The organism is Sodalis praecaptivus, assembly GCF_000517425.1.
Lineage (GTDB): Bacteria > Pseudomonadota > Gammaproteobacteria > Enterobacterales > Enterobacteriaceae > Sodalis_A > Sodalis_A praecaptivus.
The window spans coordinates 2,385,541-2,402,168 of sequence record NZ_CP006569.1 but is presented as its reverse complement, the minus strand read 5'-3'; the positions used below and the strand labels follow the sequence as shown (position 1 = coordinate 2,402,168).

General features: G+C 59.7%; 12 protein-coding genes. 5 read left to right on the top strand and 7 right to left on the bottom strand.

Annotated features, from left to right (window positions below):
* Position 1: 1 nt before the first annotated feature.
* The 4 genes from katE to kduI all read right to left on the bottom strand — a co-directional run bounded on the left by katE (position 2) and on the right by kduI (position 4,974).
* On the bottom strand, positions 2–2,278 hold the full coding sequence (gene katE, locus SANT_RS10625; RefSeq protein ID WP_025422273.1) for a catalase HPII: 2,277 nt from the start codon (positions 2,276–2,278) through the stop codon (positions 2–4).
* Positions 2,279–2,615: 337 nt separating this feature from the next.
* Positions 2,616–3,206 carry a metal-dependent hydrolase gene (locus SANT_RS10620; protein ID WP_025422272.1) on the bottom strand — a complete coding sequence of 197 codons (591 nt, stop codon included), beginning with the start codon at positions 3,204–3,206 and terminating at the stop codon, positions 2,616–2,618.
* A gap of 93 nt (positions 3,207–3,299) precedes the next feature.
* Positions 3,300–4,061, bottom strand: a complete 762-nt coding sequence (gene kduD, locus SANT_RS10615; protein ID WP_025422271.1) for a 2-dehydro-3-deoxy-D-gluconate 5-dehydrogenase KduD — start codon at positions 4,059–4,061, stop codon at positions 3,300–3,302.
* A 76-nt stretch (positions 4,062–4,137) separates the two neighbouring features.
* The gene (gene kduI, locus SANT_RS10610) at positions 4,138–4,974 is read right to left on the bottom strand and encodes a 5-dehydro-4-deoxy-D-glucuronate isomerase (RefSeq protein WP_025422270.1); all 837 of its coding nucleotides are present in this window, start codon (positions 4,972–4,974) and stop codon (positions 4,138–4,140) included.
* Between the two features lie 275 nt (positions 4,975–5,249).
* Here kduI and SANT_RS10605 point away from each other — a divergent pair, with 275 nt between their 5' ends.
* Positions 5,250–5,591, top strand: coding sequence for a cupin domain-containing protein (locus tag SANT_RS10605; RefSeq protein ID WP_025422269.1), 342 nt, complete (start codon positions 5,250–5,252; stop codon positions 5,589–5,591).
* A 1-nt stretch (position 5,592) separates the two neighbouring features.
* Here SANT_RS10605 and hxpB read toward each other — a convergent pair whose 3' ends face one another.
* Positions 5,593–6,258 (bottom strand): hexitol phosphatase HxpB, encoded by a 666-nt coding sequence (hxpB, locus tag SANT_RS10600; protein ID WP_025422268.1) that lies wholly within the window; start codon positions 6,256–6,258, stop codon positions 5,593–5,595.
* Positions 6,259–6,422: 164 nt separating this feature from the next.
* Between hxpB and SANT_RS10595 the strand changes: the two genes are divergently transcribed.
* Positions 6,423–6,971, top strand: a complete 549-nt coding sequence (locus SANT_RS10595) for a YniB family protein (protein ID WP_025422267.1) — start codon at positions 6,423–6,425, stop codon at positions 6,969–6,971.
* Here SANT_RS10595 and SANT_RS10590 read toward each other — a convergent pair.
* Positions 6,968–7,840, bottom strand: coding sequence for a fructosamine kinase family protein (locus SANT_RS10590; RefSeq protein ID WP_025422266.1), 873 nt, complete (start codon positions 7,838–7,840; stop codon positions 6,968–6,970). The two genes, SANT_RS10595 and SANT_RS10590, sit on opposite strands and share 4 nt — an antisense overlap.
* A 1,376-nt stretch (positions 7,841–9,216) precedes the next feature.
* On the opposite strand from SANT_RS10590, the gene SANT_RS10580 reads away from it, so the two are divergent.
* On the top strand, positions 9,217–10,947 hold the full coding sequence (locus SANT_RS10580; RefSeq protein WP_071882017.1) for a ShlB/FhaC/HecB family hemolysin secretion/activation protein: 1,731 nt from the start codon (positions 9,217–9,219) through the stop codon (positions 10,945–10,947).
* A gap of 49 nt (positions 10,948–10,996) precedes the next feature.
* Complete coding sequence (locus SANT_RS10575; RefSeq protein WP_025422263.1) at positions 10,997–14,563, top strand: filamentous hemagglutinin N-terminal domain-containing protein; 3,567 nt, start codon at positions 10,997–10,999, stop codon at positions 14,561–14,563.
* A 34-nt stretch (positions 14,564–14,597) separates the two neighbouring features.
* Here SANT_RS10575 and SANT_RS10570 read toward each other — a convergent pair whose 3' ends face one another.
* Positions 14,598–15,437 carry a helix-turn-helix transcriptional regulator gene (locus tag SANT_RS10570; RefSeq protein WP_025422262.1) on the bottom strand — a complete coding sequence of 280 codons (840 nt, stop codon included), beginning with the start codon at positions 15,435–15,437 and terminating at the stop codon, positions 14,598–14,600.
* A gap of 103 nt (positions 15,438–15,540) precedes the next feature.
* Between SANT_RS10570 and SANT_RS10565 the strand changes: the two genes are divergently transcribed.
* Positions 15,541–16,419, top strand: a complete 879-nt coding sequence (locus SANT_RS10565) for an SDR family oxidoreductase (protein ID WP_025422261.1) — start codon at positions 15,541–15,543, stop codon at positions 16,417–16,419.
* Positions 16,420–16,628: the final 209 nt, after the last annotated feature.

Here is a 16,628-nt window from a genome sequence, read left to right as displayed (position 1 = left end):
GTCAGGCGGGCACCGCGGCCGCTTTAGCCAGCCGAGACCAAACGCGATGCTCACGCAGACTCGCCAGGAACGCCTGCATCAGCGGGTCGCTAATCGACCCGTCCTCGCTGATGCCTGCTTCATTATCGCCGTCCTTCAGCCCCAACTGAGGTTTAAACCGCCGGGCGTCGCCACTAAGGGCGATGGGTTTCAGGTGCTTATAGGCTTCCAGGATGTAATGGCGCGCCGCGCCGTCCAGCAACAGCGCGTCGAGATTGCCGTTCGGCACCACAACGCCATCCACCGTAATCGACGGATTGCCCTCGATGGTACCGTCTATGGGCAGCGTGGAGCCGTCGCTCGCCAGCAGATTACCCATATGCGACGCCAGCAGCTTGGCGTGAACGCCTTCCGCCTTCAGGGCCTGCATCGCGGCCAGCACATCGGCGGCGTCCACCCCGTCGCTGACCAGAAGCGCCACCTGTCGTCCCTTGAGCGCGCCGGCGCCGGTCGCATACAGGCTGAGGGTGGGATCGCGGGTGATGCCGTTGACCGCGGGCGGCGGCGCAATGTTTTTCGCCTCGTCGGACAGACGGTAGCCGAGGCGGGCGGCGACCTGGCTTGCCAGGTCGACATCCACCCGGGTAAGCAGATCGATCACCCGTTCGCGGATATAGGGCCGGGCGACTTTGCCCAACTCGAAACTGAATGCGTCGATAATGTGCTGTTGCTCGGCGGGCGTTTGGCTAAGCCAGAATAAACGCGGGTGGGCGAAGTATTCGTTGAACGAGTCGCTGCGCTGACGAATTTTCTCGCCGTCGATGCGCTCATGGTAGCTCTCAAAGCCGCCGTTTTCCGCCGCCGGCGCGGTTTCGCGCGGCCAGTTATCGTTTAACGAGTTGGGCTCGTAGGCCGCCGGATTGGTGTCGATATCCTGGCGGTGCATGCCGTCGCGTTGGAAATTATGATAAGGACACACGGGGCGGTTGATGGGAATTTCATGGAAGTTGGGGCCGCCGAGTCGGCTGATTTGGGTGTCGGTATAGGAAAATAACCGTCCCTGTAACAGAGGATCGTTACTGAAATCAATGCCGGGCACGACATGACCGGGATGGAACGCGACCTGCTCCGTTTCGGCGAAAAAGTTATCCGGATTGCGGTTAAGGGTCAACTTGCCTACGATTTCCACCGGTACCAGCGCTTCGGGGATCAACTTGGTCGGATCAAGCAAGTCGAAGTCGAACTTATGTTCATCTTCCTCGGGGATTAGCTGCAAGCCCAGTTCCCATTCCGGGTAGTCGCCGGCTTCAATCGCTTCCCACAGATCGCGGCGGTGGAAATCGGGATCTTTACCGGCAATTTTTTGCGCTTCATCCCATACCAGCGACGCTTTTCCGGCAACCGGTTTCCAATGGAAACGGACGAAGGTGCTTTGACCTTCGGCGTTCACCAGGCGGAACGTATGGATGCCAAAGCCTTCCATGGTGCGCAGGCTGCGCGGTATCCCGCGGTCCGACATCGCCCAGAAGACGTTATGCAGCGTTTCCGGCTGTAACGAAACATAATCCCAGAAACTGTCGTGGGCGGTGCCGCCCTGCGGCATCTCGTTGTGGGGTTCAGGTTTCACCGCATGGACGAAATCGGGAAATTTATGGGCATCCTGAATGAAAAACACCGGCGTATTGTTGCCGACCAGATCGAAATTGCCTTCCTGGGTATAAAACTTCACCGCAAAACCGCGGATATCGCGTACCGTATCGGCGGAGCCACGCGACCCCTGCACGGTGGAAAACCGCACATACACCGGCGTTTTGACCGACGGGTCGCGCAGAAAGCCCGCTTTGGTGATCTCGGTCAGCGGGCGGTAGACCTCAAAAACGCCGTGCGCGGCGGATCCGCGGGCATGCACGATACGTTCCGGTATGCGTTCATGATCAAAATGGGTGATCTTCTCACGCATAATGAAATCTTCCAGCAGCGTGGGTCCACGCTTGCCGGCGCGCAGCGAATTCTGGTCATCGGAAATTTTGGTTCCCTGATCGGTGGTCAGGGGCTGGTTTTCACCGTTTTTGCGGTGAGGCTCCAGCAAGTCGAGTTTAGCGTTGGTGGTGTTGGGAAACTTGGCCGAACCGGACGCGGTGGGCTGTTTCCCCGGCTCGGAAGGGCCAGGCTGCGGCATGTGGCTGCCGTCATCGGGGGCCAGACTGCCCAGGCCGGGGGTAGAAGACCGGCCATCCGGGGCCGGGGCGGGATGGGACAGGCGTTGTTGAGCCTCAGAAGGATCCTTGGGTGTCGACATGGCTTTGTGCTCCTCTCACTGTTTACAACCGGTTAAGTAGCGATTTACCACCGCCTTTTGGGATCGGTTGGATCAACTATAGAACAGATTTCCCCTACCGTTTTTAGGGCAATAGCACGCAATGATGTTGGCGCTGCGCCCTATTTGCTCTCTAAAACAATCGGTTATGGGAATATCGTTGATCACGCCGGGCGAAAAATAAGCCCGTTTTGGCAGCAAATAACAGTATGAATGCGAGGGAATGACCGCGCCAACCCGCGCGCCGCCTGGGTCGCAACATCTGGAAAATCTTTCTCTATCGTTACGATAGCCTGCGCCGTCGGCGGCGCGCTCGGCGCTATTTTCTCAGGGGGGTGGGCAACAGGCTGGCGCGCACCCGCTGCCAGAGCGCCTGCACGGACTCGGGAACCGCCGGATGCCGCACCAGCGGCGCGCCCTCCGGGTGCTGTAGGGCGAAAATCAGCGCCGCGATACAGACCAATCGCTCGAGCTGGTTGCCTTTGGCGGGACTCAAGATAGGCAGGCGAAACCGCCAGCGGCAGGGCCACAGTAGCGGCACGCCGGCCGGGGTCAGCATGTCCGCCGCGATATGGCTTAAATAGCCGATAATCATGGCGTGAAATGCATCCAGGGGAATGACGCTTTGCGGCGGCAGGCGCAGGGTAAATAACAGGATACCGGCGATGATCGCCAGCAGGCTATGGGTGAAGCCGCGATGACCGCACAGTCGCGCGATAGGCGCGGACAGCCAGGTCAATCGCTGTCCCAGCACCGATTTGGGGTGGTCGATATCCGGCAGTAGGCAGGTCAGCAAGCCACCGGCGATGATGTGCCACCAATCGCCTTGGGCCAAGGCAGGCGTCAGCGCCATTTTCTTGGCTAAAATGGTGCTGGCCAAGGCAAAAATAAAATGTCCTTCGGCGGTCATAGGCGGCACGGCGCGAAATGGCTGGTCATTTGTCCAGTATAGAACAATCCGAAGCCGCCGGGAATAGGTTACCTTGTAACTTTTCCTTGCCGGTTAGCGCGCGAGCCAGCCGCCGTCGACCGCCAGGGTGAAGCCGTTAACATAATCCGACGCCGCCGACGCCAGGAATACCGCCGGCCCCATCAAGTCGTCGGGCAATCCCCAGCGACCAGCGGGGATGCGCTCTAGAATCGCTTGGCTTCTGGCTTCATCCTCACGCAGTTGCTGGGTATTATTGGTGGCCATATACCCTGGCGCCAGCGCGTTGACATTAATGCCGTGTTGCGCCCATTCATTGGCCAGAAGGCGGGTAATCCCCATCACGGCGCTTTTTGACGCCGTATAGGAGGGAACGCGTATGCCGCCTTGATAGGAGAGCATCGAGGCGATATTGATGATTTTGCCACCGCGGCCCTGCTGAATAAATTGTCGGGCCGCCGCCTGGGCAATAAAAAACAGCGACTTGATATTGAGATTCATCACATCATCCCAATTTTTTTCGCTGAATTCGATGGCATCCTGGCGGCGAATAATGCCGGCATTGTTGACCAGAATATCGATATGGCCAAAGGCTGCCACCGCCTGAGCGATAACCCTCGGGATGACCGCGGTATCGCTCAGATCGGCTTTGATGGAAAGAAAGCGACGGCCGCGTGTCTCCACCTGTCGTAGCGTCTCGTCAGGCTCAACGATATTGACGCCGACGATATCACAGCCGGCCTCCGCCAACCCGATGGCCATACCCTGGCCCAGTCCGGTATCACAACCGGTAATGACCGCGACTTTTCCCTGTAATGCAAAACGTTCCAAGATCATAATGCCACCTTAGTGTACGCGGCCGAGCAGGCCGCCGGTATTAACCCATCTGCAGCCGGGTCGGCCGCAGGGGGAATTAGCGCAATTCGCTGACCAAGAGGTGATCCATATCGTCAAACACCTGGTTTTCGCCGACCATTCCCCAAATAAAGGTATAATTTTTGGTGCCGACGCCGGCGTGGATAGACCAACTGGGTGAAATCACCGCCTGCTGGTTGCGCACGATCACATGGCGGGTCTCCTGCGGCTGGCCCATCATGTGAAACACCGCCGTCTCGGGGTCCATATTGAAATAGAAATACACTTCCATCCGTCGCTCATGGGTGTGGCAGGGCATGGTATTCCACAAATTGCCCTCCGCCAGTTTGGTTAACCCCATCGTAAGCTGACAGGTTGGTAGCACATCCGGCACGATGAATTTATGGATTGTGCGACGGTTGCTAGTGACGTTGTCACCAATAGTTTGCGGCGTGGCCTCGGCCAGGGTGATTTTGCGGCTGGGATAGGTGGTATGCGCCGGCGCGCTATTGTAATAGAACAGCGCCGGTTGCCCCGCGTTAATGCTCTCAAAGCGGATATTTCGCGCGCCTTGGCCGACATACAGCGCTTCTTCATGCTCGATTTCATAACGGGTACCGTCGACCGCCACCCTCCCCGGGCCGCCAATATTGATAACCCCCAATTCCCGACGCTCCAGGAAATAACTGACGCCTAACTGTTTACCAACCTCATCGCCGATGGTCACCGCCTGCGTCACCGGCTGGATGCCGCCGACGATAATGCGATCACTATGGCTATAGGTCATGGTGTACTGGTCGGCGACAAACATATTCTCGATAAGGAACTCGCGGCGCAGCCCCTCGGTATCCAGATGTTTGGCGTGGTCGCTATGAATGCTTTGACGAACCTGCATGGTGAAGCCTCTCTCGTGGCAATCTGCGGGCATAGGCCCGGTAAGCGCGGTGGCAGAAAGCGCAAACGGCGGTCGCTGCGTAGTATCTCTGTGCCGCGATTGTGTTTTCATCATAAAACTGTCGGGAAGACAATTCAATAATATTGAAATAATGTTTTATTTTTTGAGAGCGGCGAAGCATTTTTGCGGATCGGTTAGGGGAACGCGGCGGGTTCGGGTTACCCTTGCCGCCATACCCTTTGCGCCCGCGGCGCAAAACAACGATGAGGCGTGCTATGAAAACTTTCTATCTGGATGAGGAAACCCCTTGGGAAACGCTGGGCGAGGGCATTAAGCGCAAGGTGATGACCTGGAGTGATGAATTGATGATGGTCTGCGTGCATTTCGCCCAAGGCGCGGTGGGGACGCCGCACAAGCACCAAATCCACGATCAGATTGCTTATGTGGCGGCGGGGCGCTTTGAGGTCACCATTGATGGCGAAGCGCGCGTTCTCGTCGCCGGTGACGCCTATCGCGCGGTGAAAGGACAGGTGCACGGCGTGGTCGCTCTGGACGACAACAGCGTGCTTATCGACACGTTTAGCCCGAGGCGCGACGATTTCCTGCCCGCGCGGTGAATCAGAGGAGATGTGCCGCTTCCAGGGCCAGCAGCGACGGCAGCCGCACCTGTGCCAGACACCAGCGCGGGTCGTCGCGCAGCCCGGCATCCGGCACGACAATCGAGCGCATGCGCGCCGCCCGGGTGGCAATCATACCGTTAAAGGAGTCTTCCAGGGTGGAACAGCGCATTGGCTCGACGTCCAGGCCGGCGGCGGCGCGCAGATACACTTCCGGGTGCGGCTTACTGTAGGGCAACTGCTCCGCAGACGCGATGAAATGGAAATAGTGGCGCAGCGCAAACAGGTCCAACACGCGTTCCAGCATAAACAGCGGCGAGGCCGACGCCAGACCGATTTTCAACCCGCAATTCGTCGCCAGCGTCAGAGCCTGCCGTACGCCAGGCAGCAACGGCCGCTGCTGCTCGATCAGGCCCAGAGCACGTTCAATAATGCGCCCGCTAACCTCGCGCCGCGACGGTCCTTGCCAGGGCGAAGCTTGATACCAGAGATCCACCACCTCATTAATCCGTAATCCCAGCGTGTCGGGCAGGGTAGCGGCGAGGGAACTCGCTTTGCCCAATTCGGCGAATACCGCAAGCTCCGCTTGGTGCCACAGCGGTTCGGAGTCAATAATCAGGCCATCCATGTCAAAGATAACCGCTTGTTGCTTGGGGGGGGTTGCCATAACGAAACCTTTCCTGTAGTGAACGGGCGGCGCGCGCGCCGGAATCACGGCGCGGGCAATAGCGACAGCATAAAGGGCTTTTTAAAAAAACAGTAAAGCAAAAAAAGTAAATTATAGATAAACTTAAGCCAATCGGACCTGCGTCGTTTATTCAAGGGGAGCACATGACGTATCAGCAAGCCGGCCGCCTGGCGGTTGTTAAGCGGATTGCCGGATGGGTTATCTTTATACCGGCAGTGATTTCGACCTTTATTTCGGTATTGAAGTTTATCGAGCAACATAGCGGTCCGAATCAAGGCATTAATGCGGTGGTAAGCGACTTTTTTCATGTCATTATCGATATGATGCGCTTCAATACCCCTTTTCTGAACGCCTTTTGGCATAATTCCCCGCAACCGGATTTTAGCCGCGGTCTTTTTGCCAGCCCGAACACGCTGTTTTGGTTTATTTATATTTTGGTGTTTGTCGGATTGGCGCTGCAGGCGTCGGGCGCGCGCATGTCGCGGCAGGTGAAGCACGTGCGCGAAGGCGTAGAGGATCAAATGGTGCTGGAACAGGCGCGCGGCGACAGCGGCATTAGCCGCGCCCAGCTGGAACAGCGTATCGTCATGCCGCGCCATACCATTTTGCTGCAATTTTTCCCGCTGTACATCCTGCCGGTGATTATTGTGGTGGCGGGGTATTTCGCCTTCAAACTTTTGGGGATGCTTTAATCGCCGGCACCGGCGGCGAGCACGCTGTCGAGCGCGGCGGCCGCCGCCGGAACGTGCTCTCCCCCAAATAAAATGGCGTCTTTCAGCCGGTAATAAAGCTGATAGACCGGCTGACGGCGCACGAAATCTTTGTCCAGCGGCCAGACGCTCTGGTAGCCGTCATAAATTTGCGGCGGCATTTGGCTAAACAACGGCAATGTGGCCAAATCACATTCCCGATCGCCCCAGTAACTGGCGGGATCGAAAAGAAACCCGCCCTGGTCGCTGTTGGCGCAATTATCCGGCCAAAGGTCGCCGTGCAAAAGAGACGGTTGCGGCTGGTGGTCGTGCAGCCGCTGTTCGACCCTATCAATAAGCGTATCAATATCGCCAAACACCAGCCCTTTTTCCGCCGCCAACTGTAATTGCCAGCCGATGCGCTGCTCGGCGAAAAAGCGCGACCAGCGGCGCTGCCAGGCGTTCGGCTGCGGCAAGGTGGAAAGATCGTTGTCAAAATCTAAGCCGAATTGCGGCTGCTCGCTCCATTGATGCAAACGGGCCAGCTGTTGCCCGAAGCGCCAGGCGCCGTGGGCGTCAAAAGGGCGTGGCGGCAGGTACTCCAACAGCAAAAAGCTACTCTCCCGCGCGCTGCCGACGCCGTAGACCTGTGGCACGCGCACGGTCTTGCTGCGCGCCAATAAGGCGAGCTGGTCCGCTTCATCGGCAAACTTTTGCAGCAGTTCATGGCCGTCGCTTTTGACAAAAATGTGATGAGGGCCGTATCGGAGATACCAGGCGGTATGCAGCTCGCCGCCGGGTAATACCCGCCGTTGCGAAATTTCATTTTCGTCCAGGGTTTCTGCCAGCAGGGTGCTTATGGCGTGCCACATTGTCATTTCCCCCTAAAGTCATGGTGCCGTTTAAGGTTTGGAGCGCTGTGATGACAACTGTCTGACTGCCGTGCTCAGATTGGCGCCGTATGCCGTATAGATAATGCCTGCGCAGGTGGGTTAGCGCGGACGCAATCTGGAAAAGCAGAAATGATGCGGGCGGGCGTCGCCCGGCGTGCCGCCGGCCTTAAGCGGAACGTAGGAATGAGTGTTGTTGTAAAATTGTTCAATGTCAACTGTTTATTGTTCTGCGGCACGCGCGCGCGCCCCGATGACCGGCAGGCGCTTGCTGCGCTTTAACGCGCTCGGGTGGCCGCGCTCCACTCGGGCGGCGGGCGCGGGCCGTCATCGATGCAGCAGAAGGGCAGGCCGCGGTCGTCCAGCGTCGGCGGGCAGGGGAAGGGCGGCATCGCTTTAACCCAGCGGATTACCGTTCGCGTGCGCCGCCGTCGTCCCCCGGTATGCCGTTGTGCATCCGCCCCGAATCTGCCCCAAAGTTGTGCAAAACTGGTGCAAGTGACATTTTTTTTACTTTTTGACGGCAGAAATAAAATCATCAGCACAATCAAGGCTCAAAAGCATGAGCCAGGTCAAATCATGAAATAGCAAGGTGTTCTAGTCTTATTTTAACGATTGAAAACGGTGCGCCTCGGTAAAATGCAGCTTGTTTTGGTGAAGAAAAGATGACATCAGCCGTTTCCGACACCAAAAATGTGATGCAAGTTAGAAATTAACATCGAAATAAGACGCAAATGGGGATCTAGACCCTATTCTTTGAAGTGAAATAGGTGTAAGATTATTCTTAAAGATGCAAACCTAATGTGAGGTAATTATGGAAGACTTCTACAAATGGACGCTGCCAAGTATCATACTGATTAGTATGGCATTTTGGGTTGCGGTCATCAGCGCAATGCTCTGATTCCCTCGCCGGCAGTAACCAATTTCATGCAAACCCGCTTCGGCGGGTTTGTTGTTTTAGGCATACGACAAAATATTTTTACTTGACATGCATATTAATTTCAAACCCTCTTATTTAACCTTTCGCTGAGGCCTTGCTCGAAGCCTAGACCCGACGTTGTGCAGCGCTAAAAGCCCCGTCCAGCCCGGCATTGGCGCAAAGGCGTGTCGGCGCGCACGGTGGCGAGACCGTCTGGGCGTCGCAGTGCCGGTAACGCCTTAATCACATCCCTGACGCCGCTGCTCCACGTGACAAGATAACAGGTATTACCAGTGCGTGACGTGCAGGATGATATGGTGCTCTCCTCTTCAGCCTGCTCAGGCCCGTGGGACGGCTGGACCTGTCGTGAGTCGTCTCGCCAGGCGACGCCACGCGTCCGTGCCGCCTTTATGGCGCGTGAACGAAAGGGAGATCTTCTATGCAAGGAAAGCAGAAAAGGGTCATGCCGCTGCACTGGCTGGTAAAATTGGCCGCCATGACCTCGTACGATATCCAGGCTTCACCCCTCGCTCGACCCTCGTTGGATTCTTCACTGGCACCACAGGCGCAGCATCAACCGTTTCTCTCGTCGCCGACCCGCCGGCAAACGCAGGCGGGCCCCGTCGTCGATCGCCCGACGATGCCCGATGTCCCCTGTGTTGTTTTGCGGCGCGTGACGCTGGACGGGCGCGAGGCTCTGCCGTCTTGGGTGCCGTTGCAGCGCCTGGCGAATCAGGCGCTCGGCCACTGTCTGGACGCGCGGCGCATCGCGCGGTTAATGACGCTGTTGCAAAACAGGCTTATCGAACATGGCTGGGTGACCACGCGGATCGTGGCACCGCCGCAGGATCTGCGCCAGGGCGAGTTGAGGTTACGCATTGTGCCCGGTCGGGTAAGGGAGGTGGTAGCGGCGCCGGGTAACACCTATGGCGTGAACCTGAATACGGCGCTGCCGGGGGGACGCGGAAACGTGCTCGATCTGCGCGCGATTGAACAGGCTTTAGATAATTTGCAGCGCTTGCGCTCGGTTACGGCCAGCGTAGCGCTGCGTCCGGGCCCGGCGCAGGGAGAGAGCGATATTGTTATCGCCCGCCGCCAAAACCGTTTTTGCCAACTGGTCGGCTGGCTTGATAATGGCGCCGCCCACCACGACGGCCGCTATCGCACCGGGCTTATGCTGGCGCTGGACAACCCCGCCGCGCTGAGCGATCGCCTGTCCCTTGCCGTCAGCCGCACCCTCGGCAGCGGGGGCCGGCGGCAGGTAGGCAATATCACCGTGCACTACTCGGTTCCAATAGGCTATTGGCTCCTGGGGATGGGCGCCAGCGACAGCCGCTTCCAGCAAAGGGTCACCTGCCAACGCCGGCATTATTGTTATGCCGGCCATCAGCGCAACTTGGATTTGCAATTAGCCTGGGTGCTGCACCGCAACCGCACCGCCAAAACGACCGTATCAGGCGGTGGACTTCTCAGTCAAAGCCGCCATCGACTCAATCAGGTGACCCTGCACCCGCAAACGCGCCGTACCGGCACCTGGCGGCTGGGGATATCCCATCGCCGTTACTTTCACCCCGCCGCGGTGGAGGTCGCCGTTAATTATCGGCGGGGCACCCGTTGGTTCGGCGCGCGCGCCACCGGCCAGGAAATGACACGCCGCGCCGGCCAGGCGACGGCCCGCCCCGGCGGCGAAGAGACCGAATTTGCCGCCGGAGGGGATACGCTGACGCTGGACGCCTGGGTGCAACGCGCGTTTACCCTAGCCCGTCAGACATTTACCTTCTCCGCCCGCTACCGCTATCAGGCCAGCGCGGCGCCGCAGGCCGTTCAGGACGCGTTCGCCGTCGACGGTCGTTGGGCGCTGCGCGGCGTTGACGCCGGTATGCCTCTTACCGCCAGCCGCGGATGGATGCTGCACCCCACGCTGGCCTGGCGCACCGCGATACCGCAACAAGAGGTCTATCTGTCCGCGGGTTACGGCGAGGTACGCGACGGAGGCGGTGGCAGGGGCAAAGCGCGCTGGCGGCGCCTCGCCGGTGCGGCCTTGGGGGTCCGTGGCCATCTGTCCCGGGCCAAGCTGAGCTACGACGTTTCCGCCGAACTGCCGCTGGCGACATCGACCACAGGCGCAGCGCCCGTCTCCCTGGGCTTTAGCCTGACCTGGCACTATTAAGCGATCTGTCGCCCCGTGGACGGGGCGTTTAACCGGGACTCCATCTGCTATGCAAAAACGTACTGAGCTTTTCAAGGAACCCAGAACCCGCGCCCGGCGCGGTCGGGTGGTGGTGGAGCGCGATAAGACGGCGCCGCGCATCGGCCGACCCGCACCCGGTCGGTTTCTGCTCGGCCGACTTTTCGGCCTGGCCTGTCTGCTAATAGGGCCGCCGCTTCACGGCGGCATCATCGCCGACGTCGGCGCCCCCGAGGATCATCGTCCCGAGGTGCTTACCATGGCCAATGGGTTACCGGTGGTCAATATCCGGCCACCTAACGGTAACGGGATTTCATACAATCACTATCAGCAGTTTGATGTCGCGGCGCCTGGCGTCATTCTTAACAACGCGACGACGGCAAGCCAAACCGAACTGGCCGGCGGCGTGGCGGCTAACCCGTTATTGACGCGGGAAGCGACGCTGATTATCAACGAGGTCACCCAGCCGCACCCCAGCCGACTGAATGGGTACATTGAAGTCGCGGGCCAGCCTGCCGACGTGATCCTCGCCAATCCTGCGGGTATCAGTTGCAACGGCTGCGGCTTTATTAATGCCCGCGTAAGCACGCTGACCACCGGCCGACCCATTAGCGAGGAGGGTCAGTTGAAAGGCTATCAGGTTGACGACGGCCAGATTGAGGTCACCGGTCGAGGAATGAATACCACCAATACCGACTACACGCAGCTTATTGCGCGTGCGGTGGCGGTCAACGCCCAACTGCACGGCTCGTCGCTCACCCTGGTGACAGGACGTAATCGGGTGGACACCCGCGGCGGCGTGACGGGCATTTTCGCCGAAGTGGGGAGCGAACAACCGCCCTATGCGCTGGACGTAGCGGCGCTGGGGGGGATGTATGCCCAGAAAATCGTCATGTTGGGTACCGAAAAAGGCGTGGGGGTACGTAACGCCGGGGAAATGGGCGCCGGCGTGGGTGAACTGAGCATCAGCGTCGCCGGCCGTTTGGAAAACCGAGGCAGCATGCAGAGTCAGGATACGCTGGCGCTGGCGACGCAGGGGGATGTGGTCAACGCCGGACGTCTGGCCACGCAGAGCAACGCCATATTCTCCGCCACCGGCACCATCTATAACGGCGGCGCCGTCCGTGCGGGGGGCAATGTTACCTTTACCGCCAGACGCATCGACAATACCTGCGACAGCTTGCTGGTGGCCGGCAGCGATGCGCAGGGCCAACTGACCCAGCCGGGCAATCTGATTATGACCAGCCAAGGCCCCTTAATCGCCCAGGGCACCCATCAGGCCACCGGCGCCGTGATGATGTGGGGGACCGAGGTGGATCTGGCCGGCAGCCGTATCGCCGGAGATAACATTGTGCTATCGGCTAGTCAGGGCGTTATCAGTAGCAACAACGCCCACATCAATGGCGGCAAAATCACCGCGCGCGCCGCAACGTCATTGACCAACAATAACGGTCGGCTAACCGCCGATGCGTTAACGCTGACGGCCCAGGATATTTCCAACCGGCTCGGCACCTTGCAGCAACGGGGGGAACAACTGCTGCAGGTGAAAACGCATCGGCTAAACAATCAGCAGGGGCTACTTATCAACAGCGGCGACACCACCGTGCAAACGGATTGGCTTGAAAACCGCGCCGGGAGAATTATTGTCAACGGCCATAACCTGTCGCTACAGACCAAGACCCTCGACAATCAGGACGGCTCGATAAAGTTAATGGGCACGGGCAAGATGTCCCTGACCGTCGAGCGGTTAAACGGTTATCAGGGCCTCTTATGGTCTGCCGGCGCTATGACGCTGCAAGGGGAATGGGTCGATCTGTCGCAAAGCGTTACCCGAGCGCAATCGCTGTCGCTGACGGCCACCCGGCTGCGGCACCAAAAGGGGATCATGTGGCAACCTGATGCGGGAGAAATGAAGGTGTTCGTCAGCGGCGAGGCGGACAATCGCGGCGGCTGGATCGAGAGCGGCGGCGTTCTGCGGTTGCTGTCCGGTTATTTGAATAACGCTGTCGGCACGCTCATCGCGGCCGATGACGGCAGCCTTATCTTGCAGGCCGAACGCGGAATAAATAATGCCTACGGCTACTTGCAGGGCAGCCGCAATCTGACAATCAAAGCCAATAAACTCGACAACCAGGGCGGTCGATTGCTGGCGCTTGGCGGCGAAGCGCAACTGGAGACGCAACAGGTTCTCATCAACACGGGGGGACGGATAGAGGCGAAAAATCGATTAACCCAGCGCAGTCAGCATTTGATGAACGCCAATGGCATCCTGGCGGGGGAGGAGGTGACGATCGACACCCGGCGCAAACCGCTCGGCAATACCGGCGGTAGCGTGCTGGCGCAGGCGGCGATGCAGATATCCTGCGGCCTATTGGAAAATAACGGCGGGCGTTTGCAGGCCGGCGGCAACCTGCGCATCGATACCCGGGGCCAACCGCTGCAGAATCGCTACACCGGCAATACCGGGATACGATGCGGCGCGGATTTATACCTCGACGCCGGCGAGGTCGACAATATGGCGGGCATGATAAGCGCCGCAGGCACAACCCAAATCGATGGCGGCGCTTTAAAAAATAGCGAGGGCAAGCTGACGACGGCGCAAAGCATGAAGCTGATGACCCGCTCGCTGGAAAACCAGGGGGGAAGTCTGCAGGCCGGTACGCTGCTCTCTATCACTACCGGCGCGCTGGATAATAGCGCCGGCCGCATCGTCACCGCCGGAGAGGCCCGTATCAAAAGCCGGGAGTTTGATAATAGCGGGGGATGTCTGCAGGCAGGAAGCGATTTGAACATTGATACCCAGGGCCAGCGGCTGAGCAACACCCACAGCAGCCACGCCGGCATTCTGTGTGGCGGGCGCCTTACGCTTACCGCCGGCGATATTGACAATGAGGCGGGACTTATCAGCGCCGTGGGCGAATGCCGCGTTAACAGCGGCGCACTGTTGAACGCGGGCGGCCGTCTGCAATCCGGCGATCACCTGCAACTGGATACCCACGGCCAGCAATTGAATAACGCCTACAGCCGCAACGCGGGCATTTTGAGCGGCGGCAACCTGCTAATTTACGCCGGCGAGATCACCAATACCGCCGGCCGCATTACCGCCACCGCGGAAGGACGCATCCAAAGCCGCGCAATCGATAACGCCGGGGGCCAATTACAGGCCAATAACGATCTCCATATCGATACCCAGGGACAGCGCTTGATTAACATTCACAGCGTGAATACCGGCATTCTCAGCGGCGGTAATCTCTGGCTGAACGCGGGGGAGATAGACAATACCTCCGGCATCATGGCCGCCGCCGGCCAGACCTGCGTCAGCAGCGCTGCGCTTACCAACACTGACGGCAGGTTTATCTCCGACCCGACGCTGGTCCTGCCGACCTCATCGCTTGCCAATTTGGGCGGCAGGCTGGGCGGGGCGACCCTGGGCATCATCTTTGCCGCCGATCGCCCGCCTATTCTCACTCGTCATCACGGCGATGCGCCGCAGGAGGAGGGGGATCATCCGCCGCAAAGGTCGCAAACGCCGCAAACGCGGCCAGACGCCGCCACGGCGAACGAAGCGGCGAAATCGGCGCGCGGTGTTGGGGGATAATGGCGATAGCGCATTGCGCGTTTTTCGGCCGCCGTTACGCCGGCAGGGCGGCATGTGGTGCGTCGGCAATAAAGGCCGCGATGCGCTGCCGGTCGGTTTCCGACACGGGATTAAAGACAACCAAGCTCAGGTCCGGCCTGGCGTCCACGGCAAAGGACGAAAATTCCAGGGTAATGGCCCCCAATTGCGGATGGCGCAAGTGTTTAATGCCGTTACCGTCGGTCTGCACGTCCTCATCGCGCCACATCGCGGCGAACTCAGGACTGGCCTGACTCAGCTCCGTCACCAGCCGCTCTACCTCGGCGTCCGCGCCGGCTCGGGCCGCGTCGTGACGAAACGAGGCCACGACCAGCCGGGCCACGGATTGCCAATCCCCCTGTACCGCGCGCATACGCGGCTCGCAAAACATCAAACGCAGAACATTGCGCTCGGCGGGCGCAAGCTGGCCGTAATCGGTGAACACCGCGGCGGCGGCGCGATTCCAGGCGATAACGTCCCAGGTGGCGGTGCGCACGATGGCCGGGGTATCGGTAAAGACATCCAGTACGCGCTGCAAACGCGGCGTGATGGTATCGCAGGCGCGGTAGCGCACCTCGGGCAGGCGGCCGAGGCCGAGTAAAAACAGATGCTCGCGCTCGGCTTCCGTCAACATCAGCGCTTGTGCTAAGCGGTCCAACACCGCCGCGGACGGTTTTCCGCCGCGCCCTTGCTCCAGCCAGGTGTACCAGGTGGCGCTGATATGGGCGAGCTGGGCGACTTCTTCGCGCCGCAATCCTTGGGTCCGCCGCCGGCCGCCGTCATAACCGAAAGCGCCGGGATCGAGTTTGGTGCGCCGTTGGCGTAGATAGGCGCCAAGCACATTGCCCTGGGGCATGGTCGCTCCCTGTTAGTAATTATACCCGTATAAAGACACTACTTTAACAGGATATCGCGGCTGGCTACAATGCCTGTTCGACAGTGAAAGCGAGAGATACCCCATGAAAGTATTTGTGACAGGCGCCACCGGCTGGGTCGGCTCGGCGGTCGTGGCAGAATTGATCCATTCTGGGCATCAGGTGACAGGGCTGGTGCGATCCAGCGATAAAGCGGCGGCGCTGGTGGCCAGCGGTGCCGCGGCGCTGCACGGCACGCTTGACGATCTTGACCTGCTGCGCCGCGCCGCGTCAGAGGCCGATGCGGTCGTCCATACCGCATTTAATCACGATTTTTCCCGTTTTGCCCAAAGTGCGCAGCAGGACCGCCTTGCGATTGAGACCCTCGGCAGCGCGCTGAAAGGGACCTCGCGCCCGCTACTGGTGACCGCGGGATTAGCCCATATCGCGCCGGGACGGGTTGCTACGGAACAGGACGTTGCCCCTGCGGAGCTCGGCTATCCGCGTCAATCCGAGGCCGCCGCGAACGCCTTGACGGCGCAGGGCGTGCGGGCCTGCATCGTGCGGTTGGCCGCCTCGGTTCATGGCCGCGGCGATCACGGTTTTATTGCCGCCATGATTGCTCTGGCGCGCGAAAAAGGCGTGTCCGCCTATTTGGGGGACGGGCATAACCGCTGGGCCAGCGTACACCGTTCGGATGCCGCGCGCCTGTATCGGTTGGCGTTGGAGCAGGCGCACCCTGAGGCTATTTATCACGCGGTTGCCGATGAAAGCATTAGTTGCAAGGACATTGCCGGCGTGATTGGCGAGCAGTTGGGCCTGCCGGTCGAGTCACGGGAGCGTGAGCATTTTGGTTGGCTAGCCAATTTCCTCGGCGCGGATATGCCGGCGTCCAGTGTGCATACGCGGGCAAGGCTAGGTTGGACGCCCTGCGGGCCGGATCTGTTAACGGATCTGCGCCAAGGCGACTATTTCGCCCGCTAACATCGCGGCGCAACCGCCGGGGGATCGCCCTCGGGTATCCGGTATTGCGCGGCGCGTATTTTCGATGCCGGCGCCGCCAGAATCAGGGGGCGATGGCCTGCCGCCCCCTCAGTGAGCAGCCTGCGGCTGATGAATGCCGTTGGCGCCCCCCGGCTGAATAGGCGTTCTGTCTTGGGGCAGGACACGTTACACCCCGGCGGCTTACCAGG